The sequence below is a fragment of the Pseudomonas sp. BNK-44-b genome, assembly GCF_047456245.1.
In the GTDB taxonomy this organism is placed as follows: Bacteria; Pseudomonadota; Gammaproteobacteria; order Pseudomonadales; family Pseudomonadaceae; genus Aquipseudomonas; species Aquipseudomonas machongensis.
Genome location: NZ_CP179908.1, coordinates 873,472 through 889,388, shown reverse-complemented (window position 1 = coordinate 889,388; position 15,917 = coordinate 873,472). Strand labels below are relative to the sequence as shown.

Here is a 15,917-nt window from a genome sequence, read left to right as displayed (position 1 = left end):
GCACAAAAAAACCCCGACCGGCCTCGCCGGATCGGGGTTTTCTTTGCGCTGCGAAATCAGTGAGTGACGCGGCTGGTGCCATCGACGGTCATGATGCGCACACGTTCACCAACGCGGAAGATCTCGTTCTGCTGCACTTGCTGCACATAGGCGCGCATGCTGCCGTCGTCTTCACGCACGGTAATTTCAACGCCTTGGGTGCGGGTCAGGCCTTCTTCAGCGGCCGAGCCTGCCAGGCCGCCGGCCACGGCACCGATCACCGCAGCAACGATACTGCCGCGACCACCCCCTACGGCACTGCCCGCGACGCCACCGACAATGGCACCGGCACCACCGCCGATCGGAGTCTTGGTACCCTCGATCTTGACCGGGCGCAGGGATTCGATCGTGCCCATGCGCACAGTCTGCACGCGACGGGCTTCATCTCGAGAGTAGCTGTCACCGGTCAGGCTGGACTGGCAGCCACCGAGCAACAGCGCCATGGTGGTGAAGCTTGCCACCATCAAAACGGATTTACGCATGGGGAATCTCCATAAGTCAGGTGTCCATTAGACTCCCCGTGTTGATGGGTGTCACGACACAAACGTTATTAAATTGTTTTCATTCAGCTCGAGTACAGGCGCCAAGCAGCTTGCCGCCCACTTCACCAATGAGACCAAGAATAGTCGTGGATTACTTCATCGTCGCAATGACAGGGGGCGCTGGACTGTGTTTTCGCCGCTGAAGGCGGGATGAAGATCAAGCCTTACCGGGTAATGGCGAGGGCCGCAAGCGGCCCCCTGGCAATCACGGAGCCAACCGCTCTCGCTGCCACTGACCATCGACCAGCCGGTAATTGAGGCGATCGTGCAAGCGGCTGGAGCGCCCCTGCCAGAACTCGATCCGCTCAGGTAGCAAGCGGTAGCCACCCCAATGTTCCGGGCAATGCGGCTGAGTGTCGGAGAACCGCGCCTCGGTAGCCTTGACCAAACCTTCGAGCGCTGCGCGATCGGCGATCACTCGGCTCTGTGGCGAGGCCCAGGCCCCCAGCCGACTGCCCAGAGGACGTACCTGGTAGTAGTCGTCCGACTCTTTTGCGCTGACTTTTTCCACTCGCCCTTCGATGCGCACCTGGCGCTCGAGCGCCGGCCAGAAGAACGTCATCGCAGCGAACGGATTGACCAGCAATTGCTGGCCCTTGGCGCTTTCATAGTTGGTGAAGAACGTGAATCCGCGCTCATCGAGCCCCTTGAGCAGCAGCACCCGACAATGCGGACGCCCTTCGCCGTCAACCGTGGCAAGGGTCATGGCATTGGCCTCGACGGGCGGCTGTTCGGTCTTCACCGCGTCGCCGAACCAATGGTGAAACAGTGCGAACGGCTCACTCGGTGCCTGGGCCTCGGCCAGGCCATCACGGGTGTAGTCGCGCCGCATGTCGGCCAGGGATTGAGTCATGGCTGCGTTTCCTTAGACGATCAATTGGTCTTCGCAGGGCTGTTGGCGGCGACTTTCTTGTCGGCAGCAGGCGCCGCTTTCTTGGCTGCGGGCTTGGTTGCCGGCTTTTTCGCGGCCGGCTTGGCTGCAGCCTTGGCGACAGGCTTTTTCGCGGCGGGCTTGGCTGCGGCCTTGGCGACAGTCTTCTTCGCGGCGGGCTTGGCATCAGCGGCCTTGGCGGGTGCCTTGGCATCCTGGGTGGCAACCATCGCCGCAGGTACCGGCGCCGGGGCTGCCTGCTGGTACTTGGCCAGCAAGGCGACCATGGTGTTCTGCGGGGTCAGCAGCATTTCCACACGGCGGTTCAGGGCTCGACCCTCGACGCTGTCATTGGCCGCGCGTGGCATCACGCCACCCATGCCCTTGAGGGTCAGGCGGTCACGCTGCAAGCCGCTCAAGCGGAAGATCGCCGAGACCGACGCGGCACGCTCGAGGCTGAGCTTCTGGTTGGCGACGGCGACACCGCTGGTATCGGCATGGCCAAGTACGAGCACGGCAGTCTTCGGGTCGCCTTCGACGATCTTGGCAACACGGGTGATCGGGCCAAGAGAAGACGGCAGCAGCATGTTCGGGCGGTCCGGGTTGTAGGAGCCGTCGACCGGCAGGGTCACCGCAAGCACGTTGTCACGACGTTCGATTTCAAGCTTGCTGTCTTTGGCGGCCTCGCGCAGCTTCGGTTCGTACTCGTCCAGCCAGGCCTGGGTGGCCTTCTGGTCGATCTTGGGCACTGCCGGCGCCTCGGCCTGCTTGTCGCTCGAGCCGAACGGCCACCACCAGCGGCTGCTGCTTTCAGACTTGGCATCGGCCTGGACGACCTTCTCGGTCACCGCGTCCTTCACGTCCTGTTCGGCAACCTTGTCCGAACCGAAGGGCCACCAGCTGAGGCCGCCGTCCTTCGAAGCGTCCTGGGAGTGGCTGGCGCAGCCGGTCATGGCCAGGCACAGGGCAAGTGCTAAGGTTTTTTGTGAAGACATCAGCGATACACCATGAATTAGAAAGAAATTTTGCCCACACACACGAGGCGTTGGCATTGAGGATAGTCAAAGGAATCGGGCATTACCCGCATTACCCGATCAAAGGCAATTACCCAGTACCCGCACCAGTTTCTGCGCACGGGGGTCCATCAATACGTAGGGGCCCAGGGTATTGGTGACGAAACCGAAGGCCACGTCGTGCTCGGGGTCGGCGAAACCGACCGATCCACCCGCCCCCGGATGACCGAAAGCCCGAGCACCCAGGCCGAAGGTGGCGTTGGCGACATCCGGCTGGTCGAGCATGCAGCCCAGGCCAAAACGGGTCTGGGTCAACAGGGTGCGATCCTGCCCAAGGCTATGCTCGCGGGTCAGTTCATCGAGCAGTTCGGACTCCAGCAGGCTGCCATCGAGCAGGCCGGCATAGAAGCCCGCCAGGCTGCGGGCATTGCCGTGGCCATTGGCAGCCGGTTGCTGCATGCGTCGCCACTCGGGTTTGTTGGTGCTGGTGAGGATCGCTGGCGGATTGGTGAAGGCGCGGGTCGACAACGCCTCGGGCTCGCGCATGGTGACCTGCAGCAAACGCTGGGCTGCGGCATCACCAGGATTACCCTTGCCACGGGCGATATGCGCCACGCGGTGGAACTCCTCATCGGCCAGCCCCACATGAAAATCCAGGCCCAACGGGCGCGCAGTGCGCGCGACGATCGAGTCACCCGGGCCACGGCCATCGGCGCGGCGGATCAGTTCGCCGATCAGCCAGCCATAGGTGATGGCGGCATAGCCATGCTCGCTGCCAGGGGTCCACCACGGCGTTTCGGCCGCCAGGGCGTCGACCATGACCTGCCAGTCGTAGAGGGCCTCGGCCGGCAACAACTCACGGATTGCCGGCAGGCCGGCGCGGTGGCTCAGCAACTGGCGCAGGGTAATGCCGTCCTTGCCCGCCTGGCCAAACTCCGGCCAATAACGGGTCACCGGCACGTCCAGGGCCAGCTTGCCCTCGCCCACCAATTGCAGCGCAGTCACAGCAGTGAAGGTCTTGGTGCAGGAAAACAGGTTGGCGATGGTATCGCTGTGCCAGGCCTGCTGGCCGTCCTTGTCGGCGCTGCCCGCCCAAAGATCGATGACGGTTTCGCCACCAACCTGGATGCACAGCGCCGCGCCACGCTCCTGGGGATCATCGAACAATGCGGCAAACGCGTCGCGCACCGCTTCGAACTTCAGCTCATAGTGACCCTGGATCTGCACCCGCCTACTCTCCGTACGACCTGTCTCACAAAGTCGTGCATTGTTTCAGTAGTTGGCGGGTTTGCCTACTGAATGTGGCTGGAAGGTTGTAAGCAAAACCCCAGAGGTTAGGCGGCCAGTAATGGCCGGAACCCAACTGCTGTGCTCAGGGCGCCTTGACCTCGAGCCCCCTGCGCAATTGCTCCAACGCCTGCTGGTTGCTCCGCCTTACCGCCTCGACAAACCCCGGATAGGCCACGTCGGTGATACCGACCAGGCCCAGATGCCCATTCTCCCCGTCGAGCAAACGCCCGCTGGCTGGCTGGTCGAGGTATTGGAACCAGTGAGCACCCACGATCATCGGTTGAGCCAGGGCTGCCTTGAGGAAATTGCCGTAGGCAGGCCCACGGTCCTCTTCACGCGCGACCTCGAGCGGCCCTGGCCAGAACGGGCCACGGTCACGGGAGCCGAACTGGAACTCCGAGACCAGCACCGGCTTGTCCAGCTCGGCCAACCGGGCGAAGTCGTAGCCGTCCTCGGGCTTGAGGGTATAGAAGTTGAAGCTGAGCACATCGCAGAACTCGGCACAGGCCTTCACTGCCTCAGGTGTACTGATGGCGTAGCGTCCACCCAGCAACAAATGGTTGGGCGCATGCCATTTCAGCGCATCGGAGATGGTCTTGAAGTAGGTCTGTGCAAACACCTGTTGGAAGTACTGATAGTCGCGCTCGATTTCCGGGTGCTCAGGGTTGGGCAGTGGCGCCTCGAAACCGGGGTCCTCCATGAGCTCCCAGGCTTTCAGTTCGATACCCCAAGCCTTCGACAGCCCCTCCTGGTTTCGGTACTTGTCACGCAACTGCTTGAGGAAGGCGCGCTTGGCCGGCACATCGGTGGTCAGGCGCAAGGTGCCATAAGCCAGGCCATACCGCGCCTTGGGATCATCGCCCGGCGCCGCCCAGGCCAGTTCGTTGTCAGCGAAATAACCGATCAGCCACGGGTCGTCGCGATGATCCCGCGCGGCAATGGCCACCGCACGTTCTGTAGCCATGGCAAATCGCGGGTCGAACGGGTCGGGCATGCGCCCCCACCAGTCCATGCCGGTGCTGATACTGGCATAGTCACCGACGATCGACAGCGGCAGGGTGTACGGCATGCGCTTGGCCTGGCTCAGGGCCGGATCGCTCCAGTTACCCAGGGTGTTGAACCCCCAGGCCTGCAAACGATCGAGGCTGTGCACCTGCCAGCGCTCGGCATCGACACCGGCGGCCGGGCAGTCCACCAGAGGCTGCCCCTCGGGCGCGGGGGCGCAGGGCTTGCCATAGGTGCGCTGCAGGTTCGCAGCATAGAAGTCATACCAACGCCCTTGCTTGAAGCCACGCCCTAGGGAAGACGCATTACCGTCGTCATTGTTGCCTTGGCCATAGAACGCCGCGAGCGGGTCGCCCTCCCCAGGCAACCCTTTGAACATCGATTCTCGGCCCGCGACGTAAGTGCGCCCGCCATCGGCGGCCACCGCGTTGACGCCCAGCGAGTAGAACGGGTGCCCCTGCGGGGTCACCAGGAACCAGCGGCCGTCGCGCTTTTCAGTGCGGAAGAAGCCGGTGGCTTCGAAGGTCGGTCCGGCCACCAGGCCGCCGTACGTGTCCAGTTTCTGCTTCGCGCGCTCGGCCAGCCAGGCCTTGAGTTGCTGGCGCTCACGGGCATCGGCGGCCTTGAGTTGCTCATCGTTGACGATTTTTTCCGGCCAGCGACCTCGGGTGGACTGCCCATAGGCATCGATCAAATCGCCGTAGGCCGCCCGGTATGCCTGGTCATCATCCTGTATCCCGACCTTTTCGATCAGCAGGTTCTGCGCGACCTTGGGTCGGGGAATGCTCAGGCTGATCGAAACCACCTGTTTGAGATCTATCTCGCCCGCGCTGCTGGTCAACAGCACGCGTTGCCCTTCGTACGTCCAAGGCATCGGCGGACCGGCACGCATGCCCTGACTCAACGGAGAACTGGCCTTGAGCGGCACCATCACTGTTTGCGCCGGGCCCGCTGGCAGGTCGATGCGGCTGGTGAGCGTACGCCCATCGCTGCCCAGCAGCGTGACATCCACGGTCAAGGCCCAGTCCATCGCACTTTGCAGGCGTAGCGTCAGAAACTGCCCTGTCGACCAGTCCCAGGTCCCTGCCTGCGGGCTGAGGCGCAAGGTCGGACGCTCCACCGGGTTGAATACCACGCGCCGCAGCACTTCGCCTTCGGCTGTTTGCTCCGCGTTGTACTGCGGCATCCCCGTGTCTTCGGTGGTCACGGTGACGACCGAACTCGGGCGTACGAAGCTGAACAACGTCTGCTGGGCTGCCAGCAACGGGGTACTGAACAACAAGGTGAAAACGACGGGCAAGGTACGGCGGATCATGTGGACGTGGCTCTCCTTCAAGGCCCTCATGGACCTGGTCGAGTCATGGACAACGGGCCGGGCATCGTGCTCCGGCCGTTACTGGATCTCCCGCCGGAAGGGCGGCAGCGCATTGAGAATAGCCTTGCCGTAGCGCTGGGTGACCAGGCGTCGATCGAGCAAGGTGATGACACCCCGGTCCTGCTCGGTACGCAGCAGACGACCGCAGGCCTGGATCAGGCGCAGGGAGGCGTCGGGCACGGCGATTTCCATGAACGGGTTACCGCCACGCGCCTCGATCCACTCCGCCAGGGCCGCCTCGACAGGGTCGTCCGGCACGGCGAACGGAATCTTGGCGATGACCACGTGCTCGCAATAAGCACCTGGCAGGTCGACACCTTCGGCGAAACTGGCCAGGCCAAACAACACGCTGTGCTGACCGTCATCGACCCGGGCCTTGTGCTTGTTCAGCGTCTCCTGCTTGGACAGGTTGCCCTGGATCAGCACCAGCTTGCGCCAGTCGCGGTCCAGGCCATCGAACACGTCCTGCATCTGCTTGCGCGAAGAGAACAGCACCAGCGCGCCACGAGCGTCTTCGACGATGTTCGGCAATTCGCGGATGATCGCCGCAGTATGGCCCGCCGCATCGCGCGGGTCGGCGCCCAGGTCGGGCACCCGCAGCAAGCCGGCATCGCCATGCACGAATGGGCTGGGCACGACGCAGGTCACCGCATCACGCGGCAGCCCGGAGCGCATGCGGAAGCGGTCGAACTTGCCCAGCGCAGTCAGGGTCGCCGAAGTGACCAGCGCACCATGGGCAACGCTCCACAGGCTGCGGCGCAGCATTTCGGCGGCGAGAATCGGGCTGGCGTTGACCTCGATGTCGAACAGCGCCCCACTTTCGGCCAGTGTCAGCCAACGCGCCATGGGCGGGCTGTCTTCAGGGTCTTCGGCGGTGAAGGCGGTCCACAGCTCCCAGTTGCCCTGGGCACGGGTGACCAGGCTGCTAAACAGCGGGTACCACTCTTCAGCCTGGTGGCTGGCGATGCCGATATTGACCTCACCGTCCATGCCTTCCTTTAACAGGTCGGCAAGCCGGGTGAACAGATCGTTGAGGCGGGCGAAGCCCTTTTTCAGCTCGATGCCGACCTCGCGGATCTGCTCCGGCACGACGCCCCCCTCGAAGCGGTAGCGCGGACGATCACGCCCTTCCATGTCTTCACCGGGCCGGAAATCGGCAACCTGTTCGCACAGGGTGAACATGAACTGCTGCTGGGTGCGGATTTCCCGCGCCAGCTCCGGCACCTGCTCGATCAGCTTGCCCAGGTCGCCTGGCAACGGGTGCTGGGCCAACAGCTTGGTGAGGTTCTTGGCCGTCTGCTCCAGCCAGTCGGCCGTGGAGCGCAGCCGCGAATAATGGGCGAAATGGCCGATGGCCTTGTCTGGCAGGTGATGGCCTTCGTCGAACACGTACATCGTGTCGCGCGGGTCGGGCAGTACCGCGCCACCGCCCAGGGCCAGGTCGGCCAGGACCATGTCGTGGTTGGTGACGATCACATCGACCTTGCCCATGCCTTCGCGCGCCTTGTAGAACACGCACTGCTGGAAGTTCGGACAATGTCGGCCGGTGCATTGGCTGTGGTCGGTGGTCAGGCGCGCCCAGTCCTGGTCCTCGAGGGTTTCAGACCAACTGTCGCGGTCGCCGTCCCAGCGATTGCCGGCAAGTTTCTCGATCATGCTGTTGAACAGCTTCTGGCTGCGCTCGTCGACTTCGATGTGGAAGCCTTCTTCTTCGAACAGCTGGGCGGTCGCCGACTGGGCGTGGCCCTCCTGCAGCAGCACGTCGAGCTTGGACAGGCACAAGTAGCGCCCACGCCCCTTGGCCAGAGCGAAGCTGAAGTTCAGGCCGCTGTTGCGCATCAGGTCGGGGAGGTCCTTGAAGACGATCTGCTCCTGCAGGGCGACGGTGGCGGTGGCGATCACCAGGCGCTTGCCGGCGGCCTTGGCGGCGGGAATCGCGGCGAGGCTGTAGGCGACCGTCTTGCCGGTACCGGTGCCGGCCTCGACCGCGACCACGGCAGGTTCGCCTGCCCGGCGACCTTCATCATCGCAGGCGATGTCGCCGAGTACCTTGGCCACTTCGGCGATCATCAGGCGCTGGCCGTAACGCGGCTTGAGGCTCTTGGCTTCGAGAAAACGCGAATAGGCGCCCTGGATGGTGGCTTTGAGTTCGTTGCTGATCATGGTCTGCGGGCGCCCGAAGGGCTGGATATATTTTCAGTGTTTCGCATGGGGCGGCTATCATACCCCGCTATTGCCCTTTGTGCCGCATGGAGATCCGGATGCTTGCCTTTGCCCTGCCCTACACACTGCATGTCCTGGCCGCCCTTGTCTGGGTTGGCGGGATGTTCTTCGCCTGGCTGGTACTGCGCCCAGCAACGGTCGCAGCGCTGGAAGGGCCCGCGCGGCTGCGGTTGTGGGTGGAAGTATTCCGACGCTTCTTCGGATGGGTCTGGCTGGCCATAGGGGTGCTGGCGATAAGTGGTATCGGCATGTTGCACCTGCGATTTTCCGGCTTCGAGACCGCGCCCCGCTATGTACAACTGATGATGGGCGGCGGGATCGTGATGTTTGCCTTGTTCCTGCGCGTGCAGGCGCTGCTGCTGCCGGAACTGCGCGCTGCGGTGCAGGCCGAGGACTGGCCGGCGGGTGCCGGGGTGCTGGGCAGGATCCGACGGATGGTGGGGATCAACCTGCTGCTGGGCATTGCCGTGGTGGCAGTGGCCAGCGCTCGCGTCATGTTCTGAAGTCATTGACTCGGGGCCGCAACGCGGCCCTTGGGAATGCAAACGCTTGAGAGCGCAACACGCTCCCCGTCAAAGCCGCTGCAGAATCAACTCCCCCGCGGTACCGGCAAGCCCCGGTTGCCCTGGCAGGCCCGGACGACCGTTGGCACCGGCCTCGGTGCGATACACAAGGCACCCCTTGCTCGCACCACCCTGCCCGGCCTTGCCGGCAGCGCCCGGCTTGCCCGGTGCACCACCATCGAGGCGTACCTGGATACGCTCCTGCGGGAAGTCTGCCGGCAGGGCCAGGCGAATCCGGCCTCCGGCCGCGCCGTCATGCCCATTGCCCCCGTTGTCCCCGTTCGCGCCACGGCTGGCGGTGCCCCAGGTACACCCTCCGGCCGTGCCATTGCCGCCATCGAGGCCGGCATAGCCCGGTGCCCCGGCGCCGCCACGGGCGTCGATCGACAGCTGCTCGGCCTCCAGCGTTTGCAGGCGCAAGTCGAGGTCACGACCGGGACGCGCCGCACGCTCGTAGCTGCCCGGCGCCCCCGGCGCGCTGATTTCACTACCGACACCCAGCACGGCACTGCTCGCTTCGATGCTCAAGGCACTTTGCGCCGGAGCGATGGCGATGCGCGCGTCACGGCCCAACTCGAGGTGGTCGATCTTCAATGTGGTGAGCGTGGCGGGCAACAGCAAGGTCGCCGAATCAGCCACCTGCACGCGCTCCAGGTGCACGCTGGACGCCTTGTTCGGCAGGCGCAGCATCGAATGGGCAGCGACTTCGAGACTCTCGGCCTGGGCCAGCGGGGTGGCCAGCGCGGCCAGCAACATCAACTTACGCATGGCGCGAAGCCTCCTGTGGACGGGGAATGGACATGACATGGAAGATGCCGGTCAGCAGGATCTGCAAGCGATCGAACCAGCGATGGCTGCGCCCCCGCAGGCTGGCGTTGAAGAACAACACCTCCAGCACATGCAAGCCCAGCAGCGTGATGCCTGCCGCATTGATCAGCAGATTGAACGGCAGCGGTTGCGGCATCAACAGATTGACCAGCACCACCCACCAGAAAACCACCGTCAGGGCCTTGCCCAGGCCCAGGATGAACTTCATACCCCGCCCCCCGACTGTCTTGTACTGTCTTTGTTATGTGCGCGCGGCCCGTTCGAGCGGGCCGTGCGCACAACAGTACCGCCGCGCCAGGGCGCGCGCCAGAGGCGATTCAGTTCAGGTGCAGTTCCACCCGTCGGTTCTGCGCTCGCCCTTCGTCGGTGTCGTTGTCGGCCACCGGCTCGCTTTCACCGCGACCTTGACTGGTCACCTTGGCCGGCGACAGCCCTTGCCCGATCAGGTACTGCGCAACACTGGCGGCGCGGCGTTCGGACAGGCCCCGGTTATAGTGGTCGGCGCCTACGCTATCGGTATGTCCGATCACCCTGATGGCCGTCACGCTGGGGTCGCCAAGTTTCGGCAACAGCGCTTGCAGGCGCTGTTGGGCTGGGGCCGACAGCTTCGCGGAGTCGAACGCAAACAGCACCTGGCCCTGATCGTCGAGGGTGATCACCTCAGGCGCAGGTGCTGGGGCCTCGGGTTTGGGCGTCGAAGGCGGATACTGCGGGAGCGGGCAGCCCATGTGGTCGACTGCCGTACCTTTGGGGGTGTCCGGGCAGCGATCACGACGGTCGAACACACCATCGCCATCTTCGTCACCATCCTGGGCGTAACAGATCAGGCCACCGGCGATGGCTCCGGCAACACCGGCACCGGTCGCCCAGCTGGAGCTTTCGATCGCGCCCAGACCGCCACCAACCAGCCCGCCGAGCAGGCTGCAGACCGGCCAGGTCCGTTGATTGAGGGGGGCGCTGCCATCACTGTGGGTGGCGCACCCGTTCAGCAGGCTGGAGGCCAGCAGCAGCGACACAGCCGTCTTCGACAAGGTATTCATGGGTCATATCCCCGGTGAATGCGCCCACGCCACGGCTAAAGACGTGGGCGCGGGCGGTCAGCGCTGGATCTTGATCTCGGTGCGGCGGTTCATGGCGCGGCCATCGGCCGTGGCGTTGTCGGCCACAGGCTGGGTCTCGCCCGCTCCCACTACCGAAACGAAGCTGCTGCGCGGTACGCCGCTGGTCACCAGATAGTCGGTCACCGAATGGGCACGACGCTCGGAGAGCTTCTGGTTGTAGCTGTCGGAGCCGACGCTGTCGGTATGGCCGGTCACGCTCAGGCGAGCGCTGGGTGCCTCCTGCTTCAGGCGCGTGGCGATGGTGTTCAGGCGTTCCTTGTCGGTTGCGGTCAGGCGCGCGGAATCGAACTCGAAGTGCACGTCACGGATGACGATGACTTCCTCCTTCTCGACCACGACGACTTCCTCGACCACGGCGACCGGCTCGGGTGGGCAGCCGTTGGCATCGACCTGCACGCCACGCGGGGTGCCTGGGCACTTGTCGCGGCTGTCGGGCACGCCATCGCCATCTTCGTCGCCATCGCCATGGGACCAGCAGTAGCCCGCCGCCAGGCCACCGCCGAGCAACGCGCCCCAGCCGGCCCAGCTGGAGCTTTCGATGGCGCCCAGGGCTGCGCCACCCACGCCCCCGACGGCAGCACACTTCGGCCAGTCGGTTTTTTGCAAACCTGCACAACCAGTCAACACACTGGTGAGCAGAACCAGGGGTATCGCTGTGCGTACTATGCTCATTTTCGTTGCTTCTCCTAGGGGGATCGGTGCAGAACCGATGCTCTGGGAGTAAAGACCGCCTATTCCCTCTCTGCCAGCAATTAGCCACGACGCGATGCTGCGCCTCTTTGCCGTCAGGGCTGGGACCGCTAGTCTTGAGCGACCTGAACGAGGATTGGCAATGACCGACGGTTTTTCCCAGCGTACCCCCCAACAGGCCCTGGCGGCCCTTCTCGAGCGCTTCGCACCCGCGCGCCTGCTGTTGGTCGGCACACGTTTCCCGGCCCTGGAGGCCTTCGCCGCAGCCCATCCGACGGTGCAACTGTCGGTGGCTGCGCCCGGTCCGTTGCCTGCCGACCTGGCGGCGCAACGCTTCGACCTCGCGGTGCTGGTCGATTGCCTCGAGCACTTGCCCAAACGCAGCGGGCTGGAACTGCTCGGCGGCATTCGCAATCTGAATGCCAGCAAGGTCGCGGTGCTGGCCGACCTGGCCGCCTGTGGCTGGCAGGACACCGACTTCTTCGCCCTGGCGCTGTCGGCCAGCGAGAAATTCCGTCGCGACGAGCAGGTACTGAGCCTGTTCACCTATGATCTACATGACTACAAGCAAGTCCCGGACTGGCTCAATGCCAAGTTCTGGGCGAATCCGCAAAACTTTGGCAAGTACTGGTGGTGATTTCATGAGTGTCTCGGTCTGCCCCTGTGGCAGCGGCAATCTTCTCGACGCATGCTGCGGGCACTACCATGCCGGCACCCCGGCACCGGATGCCCAGACGCTGATGCGCTCGCGCTACAGCGCCTATGTGCTGGGGCTGGTGGATTACCTGGTAGCCACCACGCTTCCCGCCCAGCAGGCCGGGCTGGACCGCGCCGGCATTGCCGCCTGGAGTGCACAGAGCACCTGGCTGGGGTTGGAGGTGGAAAGTGCGCAGGTCCTGGGTGGGCAACCGGAACATGCGTTCGTCACCTTCACGGCACGCTGGCACGACCAGCAGGGCGACCACCAGCACCGCGAGCGCTCGGCTTTCGTGCAGAACGCCGGGCGCTGGTACTTCATCGATCCGACCGTCGAGCTCAAGGCGGGGCGCAACGACCCCTGCCCCTGCGCCAGCGGGCAGAAGTTCAAGAAATGCTGCGCCAGCTACCTCGGTAACCGATGATGAGCGCCCTGGCCCGACTGCTCCTGCTTGGCCTCACCCTGGCCTTGCTGGGTGGCTGTGCGGGATGGGGCGGCAACCACTGGCGCGAGCCTGAGGTGCACCTGGTCAGGGTGGAAACCGTCAAGGCGCGCCTGCACCAGCAGGAGTTCATCCTGCACCTGCGCATCGACAACCCCAACGACAGCCGCCTGTTCATCCGCAACCTGTCGTACGCAATCCGGCTCAACGACCTGCTGCTGGTGCAGGACGAGACCAGTGTCTGGCGCAGTGTCGGCGGACATGCCCGGCGTACCTTCAAGATCACCGCGCGCACCAACCTGTGGCAGCACCTCAAGCCCCTCGCCAAACTGCTGAAAAGCGGCGATCCGCTGCACTACACCCTGCAAGGCGAACTCAATACCGGCCTGATCAGTCGACGGGACCTGCACTTGTCGCGCAGTGGTGAGATAATCCCCGGCGATCTTCAACCGGAGTAACCCGCAATGACCCAGCAACCCCATGTCCATGGCCCAGACTGCAACCACGGTCACGATCATCACCATGATCATGACCACGGCCATGTGCACGGCCCCCACTGCAACCACGGCCACCAGGAACCGGTGCGCAACGCCCTGAAGGACGTCGGACGCAACGATCCATGCCCGTGCGGCAGCGAAAAGAAATTCAAGAAGTGCCACGGCGCGTAACGCCGCTCCGGGTGGCGTTGCGTTTGCCGCTTGCAGCCCGGCGCGCGCCGCCCTACCTTTAGCGCCTTTCCGACCCCGCCACGCCCCCCAGGAGCCTTCGTCATGGCCGCCCCCGTGTTTCCTCCCTTCCGCCCTCGGTTCGGCACCAGCGCAGTGCTGCTCGGCATGCTCGGGCTCGCCGGCTGCCAGATGGGCGGCTACCAGGACAGCGTGCCACCGACCACCGGCGTCCAGCCACTCAAAGGCCTGGCGCAGAACGTCTCGGTCCGACGCAACGCCATGGGCGCACCGTTGATCGAGAGCAGCAGTTTCCACGATGCGCTGTTCAGCCTCGGCTACGTCCATGCGGGCGACCGCATCGAACAGATGGTCGCCATGCGCCTGCTCGCCCAAGGGCGACTGGCCGAGATCGCTGGCTCCGAAGCCCTGGACATCGACCGCCTGATGCGCGCCGCCAACCTCAAGCAGAGCGCCGGCCAGCTGTATGCCGACGCCTCGCCGCGCCTGAAGCGCTTCTTCGAGGTCTATGCCCGCGGGGTCAACGCCTATCTGTTCCGCTACCGCGACAAGCTGCCGGCCGAACTCGCCCGCAGCGGCTATCGCCCCGAATACTGGAAGCCCGAAGACTCGGCGCTGATCTTCAGCCTCTACGCCTTCAGCCAATCGGTGAACCTGCAGGAGGAACTCTCGGCCTTGATCTTGGCGCAGAAGGTCGGCAGCGACAAGCTCGCCTGGCTGCTGCCAGGTGCACCCGACGAGCCTCTGGCCGAGGGCGAGACCGACAAGCTCAAAGGCATCAACCTGGCCAGCCAGATCCCCGGCCTGAACGACGTCGCTGCCGCCAGCCAGAAGCTTGCCGACCTCGACTTGCTGGGCAGCCCCGGTTCCTCGAACCTGGCCCTGGGCCCTCTGCGCAGCCGCAGCGGCAAGAGCCTGCTGGCCAGCGACAGCCGCGCCGCCTGGGCGCTGAGCCCGGTACAGATTCACACAGGCAAGTACCAGGTCGCCGGCCTGTCGCTGCCCGGCCTGCCGATCGTGCTGGCCGGCTACAACGGCAAGCTGGCCTGGAGCAGCAGCGCGGTGATGGCCGACAACCAGGACCTGTTCCTTGAGCAACTGCGCCGCCAGGGCAGCCAACTCACCTACCTGGCCGACGGCAAGTGGCAGCCGGCCCGCGCGCGTAACGAAACCTTCTTCGTGCGCGGCCAGCGCCCGGTGCGCGAAGTGCTGTACGACACCCGCCACGGCACCCTGCTCGGCCAACCCGGCAACGGCTATGGCCTGGCCCTGCACCTGCCGCAGCTCAAGGACGACAAGAGCCTCGATGCGCTGTTCGACCTGACCCGCGCCAGCAACCTCGAACGCGCCTTCGACAGCACCCGCGAAATCGGCGCCGCTGCGCTGAACTTCGTCTTCGCCGAGCCCGAGCACATTGGCTGGCAGGTCAGTGGTCGTTACCCCAATCGCCGCGAAGGCCAGGGCCTGCTGCCTTCGCCAGGCTGGGACGGACGCTTCGACTGGGACGGTTTCGCCGATGCGATGCTCCACCCCTACGACCAGGACCCGCCCAGCGGCTGGATCGGCCATGCCAACCAGCGCAGCCTGCCCAAGGGCTACGGCATGCAGCTGTCCAGCACCTGGTACTACCCTGAACGCGCGGAGCGCCTGGGCCAGTTGGCCGGTAACGGGCGTCATGACAGCCGTAGCCTGATGGCCCTGCAGAACGACCAGGTCACGCTGCTGGCCGACAAGCTCAAGCGCATGTTCGAGGCCCCGGGCATGGCCCAGCCGCTCAAGCAGGCCATCGATGCCCTGCCCGCCGAGCAGCGCGACAAGGCTCGTGAAGCCCTGACCCGGCTCAAGGCTTTCGATGGCCGCCTGAGCCCAGTCTCGGCCGATGCGGCGCTGTACGAACTGTTCCTCCAGGCCGTCACCCGCCAGACCTTCCTCGACGAGCTTGGCCCCGAGTCCAGCCCGGCCTGGCAAGCGTTTGTCAGCAACGCCCGGCTGTCGTACTCGGCCCAGGCCGACCACCTGCTTGGTCGCGAAGACAGTCCGTTCTGGGATGACCGCAGCACGCCGCAGAAAGAAGACAAACCGACCATCCTCGCCCGCAGCCTGGCCGCCGCGGTGGATGCCGGTGTCGCACAGATTGGCGCCGACCGGCGTGCCTGGCAATGGGGCAAGCTGCACCAGTACCGCTGGCCAGCACCGAACTACTACGGGCTCGGCGACACCGTCAGCCGCGCGCCGATGGCCACCGGCGGTGACTTCAGCACCCTGGCCCTGACCCCTTACGCCTGGGGCAACGGTTTCGAAACCAGCCTGCCAGCCTCCGCACGCATGGTCGTCGACTTCGGCCAGGCCGAACCGCTGCAGATCCTGACCAGCAGCGGCCAGTCCGGCAACCCCGCCAGCCCTCACTACAGTGACGGCCTGGACGCCTGGTTCAAGGGGCGCTTCATGAGCCTGCCCGTGCAACCGCAGAACTTTGCCCGCGCCTATGGCAGCCAACGCCTGACGCTGGTGCCGGGCAAGTAGGCGGCTACC

General features: G+C 64.8%; 16 protein-coding genes. 6 read left to right on the top strand and 10 right to left on the bottom strand.

The features are described from left to right. Positions 1 to 56 precede the first annotated feature (56 nt). From ACMGGG_RS04300 to dinG, 6 genes are all read right to left on the bottom strand, one after another. Positions 57 to 521, bottom strand: a complete 465-nt coding sequence (locus ACMGGG_RS04300; protein ID WP_054891758.1) for a glycine zipper 2TM domain-containing protein — start codon at positions 519 to 521, stop codon at positions 57 to 59. Positions 522 to 786: 265 nt separating this feature from the next. After that, positions 787 to 1,434 (bottom strand): pyridoxamine 5'-phosphate oxidase, encoded by a 648-nt coding sequence (gene pdxH, locus ACMGGG_RS04295; RefSeq protein ID WP_414154929.1) that lies wholly within the window; start codon positions 1,432 to 1,434, stop codon positions 787 to 789. A gap of 20 nt (positions 1,435 to 1,454) precedes the next feature. Further along, positions 1,455 to 2,447 (bottom strand): OmpA family protein, encoded by a 993-nt coding sequence (locus ACMGGG_RS04290; protein ID WP_112897625.1) that lies wholly within the window; start codon positions 2,445 to 2,447, stop codon positions 1,455 to 1,457. A gap of 99 nt (positions 2,448 to 2,546) precedes the next feature. After that, the gene (locus ACMGGG_RS04285; protein ID WP_063543479.1) at positions 2,547 to 3,692 is read right to left on the bottom strand and encodes a serine hydrolase domain-containing protein; all 1,146 of its coding nucleotides are present in this window, start codon (positions 3,690 to 3,692) and stop codon (positions 2,547 to 2,549) included. Between the two features lie 145 nt (positions 3,693 to 3,837). Continuing rightward, positions 3,838 to 6,075 carry a beta-galactosidase gene (locus ACMGGG_RS04280; RefSeq protein WP_414154928.1) on the bottom strand — a complete coding sequence of 746 codons (2,238 nt, stop codon included), beginning with the start codon at positions 6,073 to 6,075 and terminating at the stop codon, positions 3,838 to 3,840. 78 nt (positions 6,076 to 6,153) lie between these two features. After that, positions 6,154 to 8,298, bottom strand: a complete 2,145-nt coding sequence (dinG, locus tag ACMGGG_RS04275) for an ATP-dependent DNA helicase DinG (RefSeq protein WP_414154927.1) — start codon at positions 8,296 to 8,298, stop codon at positions 6,154 to 6,156. A gap of 98 nt (positions 8,299 to 8,396) precedes the next feature. Between dinG and ACMGGG_RS04270 the strand changes: the two genes are divergently transcribed. Then, entirely contained in the window at positions 8,397 to 8,861 is a 465-nt protein-coding gene (locus ACMGGG_RS04270; protein ID WP_197892719.1) for a CopD family protein, read from the top strand. Between the two features lie 69 nt (positions 8,862 to 8,930). Here the strand turns inward: ACMGGG_RS04270 and ACMGGG_RS04265 are convergent, their stop codons facing one another. The 4 genes from ACMGGG_RS04265 to ACMGGG_RS04250 form a co-directional block, all read right to left on the bottom strand. Then, positions 8,931 to 9,689, bottom strand: coding sequence for a hypothetical protein (locus ACMGGG_RS04265; protein WP_054891765.1), 759 nt, complete (start codon positions 9,687 to 9,689; stop codon positions 8,931 to 8,933). Beyond that, on the bottom strand, positions 9,682 to 9,957 hold the full coding sequence (locus ACMGGG_RS04260) for a DUF1145 domain-containing protein (RefSeq protein ID WP_065863069.1): 276 nt from the start codon (positions 9,955 to 9,957) through the stop codon (positions 9,682 to 9,684). Before ACMGGG_RS04260 ends, ACMGGG_RS04265 begins: the two co-directional genes overlap by 8 nt. A 109-nt stretch (positions 9,958 to 10,066) precedes the next feature. Next, positions 10,067 to 10,789 (bottom strand): OmpA family protein, encoded by a 723-nt coding sequence (locus ACMGGG_RS04255; protein WP_414154926.1) that lies wholly within the window; start codon positions 10,787 to 10,789, stop codon positions 10,067 to 10,069. 57 nt (positions 10,790 to 10,846) lie between these two features. Continuing rightward, positions 10,847 to 11,542: an OmpA family protein gene (locus tag ACMGGG_RS04250; RefSeq protein WP_112897621.1), complete on the bottom strand. Its 696-nt coding sequence runs from the start codon at positions 11,540 to 11,542 to the stop codon at positions 10,847 to 10,849. 160 nt (positions 11,543 to 11,702) lie between these two features. Between ACMGGG_RS04250 and ACMGGG_RS04245 the strand changes: the two genes are divergently transcribed. From ACMGGG_RS04245 to ACMGGG_RS04225, 5 genes are all read left to right on the top strand, one after another. After that, entirely contained in the window at positions 11,703 to 12,197 is a 495-nt protein-coding gene (locus ACMGGG_RS04245; RefSeq protein ID WP_065863070.1) for a DUF6231 family protein, read from the top strand. Between the two features lie 4 nt (positions 12,198 to 12,201). Further along, positions 12,202 to 12,681, top strand: a complete 480-nt coding sequence (locus tag ACMGGG_RS04240; protein ID WP_063543470.1) for a YchJ family protein — start codon at positions 12,202 to 12,204, stop codon at positions 12,679 to 12,681. Next, on the top strand, positions 12,681 to 13,157 hold the full coding sequence (locus tag ACMGGG_RS04235) for an LEA type 2 family protein (RefSeq protein ID WP_054891771.1): 477 nt from the start codon (positions 12,681 to 12,683) through the stop codon (positions 13,155 to 13,157). The genes ACMGGG_RS04240 and ACMGGG_RS04235 overlap by 1 nt, the downstream gene beginning before the upstream one ends. A gap of 6 nt (positions 13,158 to 13,163) precedes the next feature. Further along, a complete protein-coding gene (locus ACMGGG_RS04230; RefSeq protein ID WP_012313055.1) occupies positions 13,164 to 13,367 on the top strand; it encodes an SEC-C metal-binding domain-containing protein in 204 nt (67 codons plus the stop codon). A 102-nt stretch (positions 13,368 to 13,469) separates the two neighbouring features. Further along, positions 13,470 to 15,908 carry a penicillin acylase family protein gene (locus ACMGGG_RS04225; protein WP_414154925.1) on the top strand — a complete coding sequence of 813 codons (2,439 nt, stop codon included), beginning with the start codon at positions 13,470 to 13,472 and terminating at the stop codon, positions 15,906 to 15,908. Positions 15,909 to 15,917: the final 9 nt, after the last annotated feature.

What these genes read in the sequence shown, in the direction of transcription:
- ACMGGG_RS04300 (WP_054891758.1), bottom strand. Translation starts at nt 521, where the DNA reads ATGCGTAAATCCGTTTTGATGGTGGCAAGCTTCACCACCATGGCGCTG.
- pdxH (WP_414154929.1), bottom strand. Translation starts at nt 1,434, where the DNA reads ATGACTCAATCCCTGGCCGACATGCGGCGCGACTACACCCGTGATGGC.
- ACMGGG_RS04290 (WP_112897625.1), bottom strand. Translation starts at nt 2,447, where the DNA reads ATGTCTTCACAAAAAACCTTAGCACTTGCCCTGTGCCTGGCCATGACC.
- ACMGGG_RS04280 (WP_414154928.1), bottom strand. Translation starts at nt 6,075, where the DNA reads ATGATCCGCCGTACCTTGCCCGTCGTTTTCACCTTGTTGTTCAGTACC.
- dinG (WP_414154927.1), bottom strand. Translation starts at nt 8,298, where the DNA reads ATGATCAGCAACGAACTCAAAGCCACCATCCAGGGCGCCTATTCGCGT.
- ACMGGG_RS04270 (WP_197892719.1), top strand. Translation starts at nt 8,397, where the DNA reads ATGCTTGCCTTTGCCCTGCCCTACACACTGCATGTCCTGGCCGCCCTT.
- ACMGGG_RS04265 (WP_054891765.1), bottom strand. Translation starts at nt 9,689, where the DNA reads ATGCGTAAGTTGATGTTGCTGGCCGCGCTGGCCACCCCGCTGGCCCAG.
- ACMGGG_RS04260 (WP_065863069.1), bottom strand. Translation starts at nt 9,957, where the DNA reads ATGAAGTTCATCCTGGGCCTGGGCAAGGCCCTGACGGTGGTTTTCTGG.
- ACMGGG_RS04255 (WP_414154926.1), bottom strand. Translation starts at nt 10,789, where the DNA reads ATGAATACCTTGTCGAAGACGGCTGTGTCGCTGCTGCTGGCCTCCAGC.
- ACMGGG_RS04250 (WP_112897621.1), bottom strand. Translation starts at nt 11,542, where the DNA reads ATGAGCATAGTACGCACAGCGATACCCCTGGTTCTGCTCACCAGTGTG.
- ACMGGG_RS04245 (WP_065863070.1), top strand. Translation starts at nt 11,703, where the DNA reads ATGACCGACGGTTTTTCCCAGCGTACCCCCCAACAGGCCCTGGCGGCC.
- ACMGGG_RS04240 (WP_063543470.1), top strand. Translation starts at nt 12,202, where the DNA reads ATGAGTGTCTCGGTCTGCCCCTGTGGCAGCGGCAATCTTCTCGACGCA.
- ACMGGG_RS04235 (WP_054891771.1), top strand. Translation starts at nt 12,681, where the DNA reads ATGAGCGCCCTGGCCCGACTGCTCCTGCTTGGCCTCACCCTGGCCTTG.
- ACMGGG_RS04230 (WP_012313055.1), top strand. Translation starts at nt 13,164, where the DNA reads ATGACCCAGCAACCCCATGTCCATGGCCCAGACTGCAACCACGGTCAC.
- ACMGGG_RS04225 (WP_414154925.1), top strand. Translation starts at nt 13,470, where the DNA reads ATGGCCGCCCCCGTGTTTCCTCCCTTCCGCCCTCGGTTCGGCACCAGC.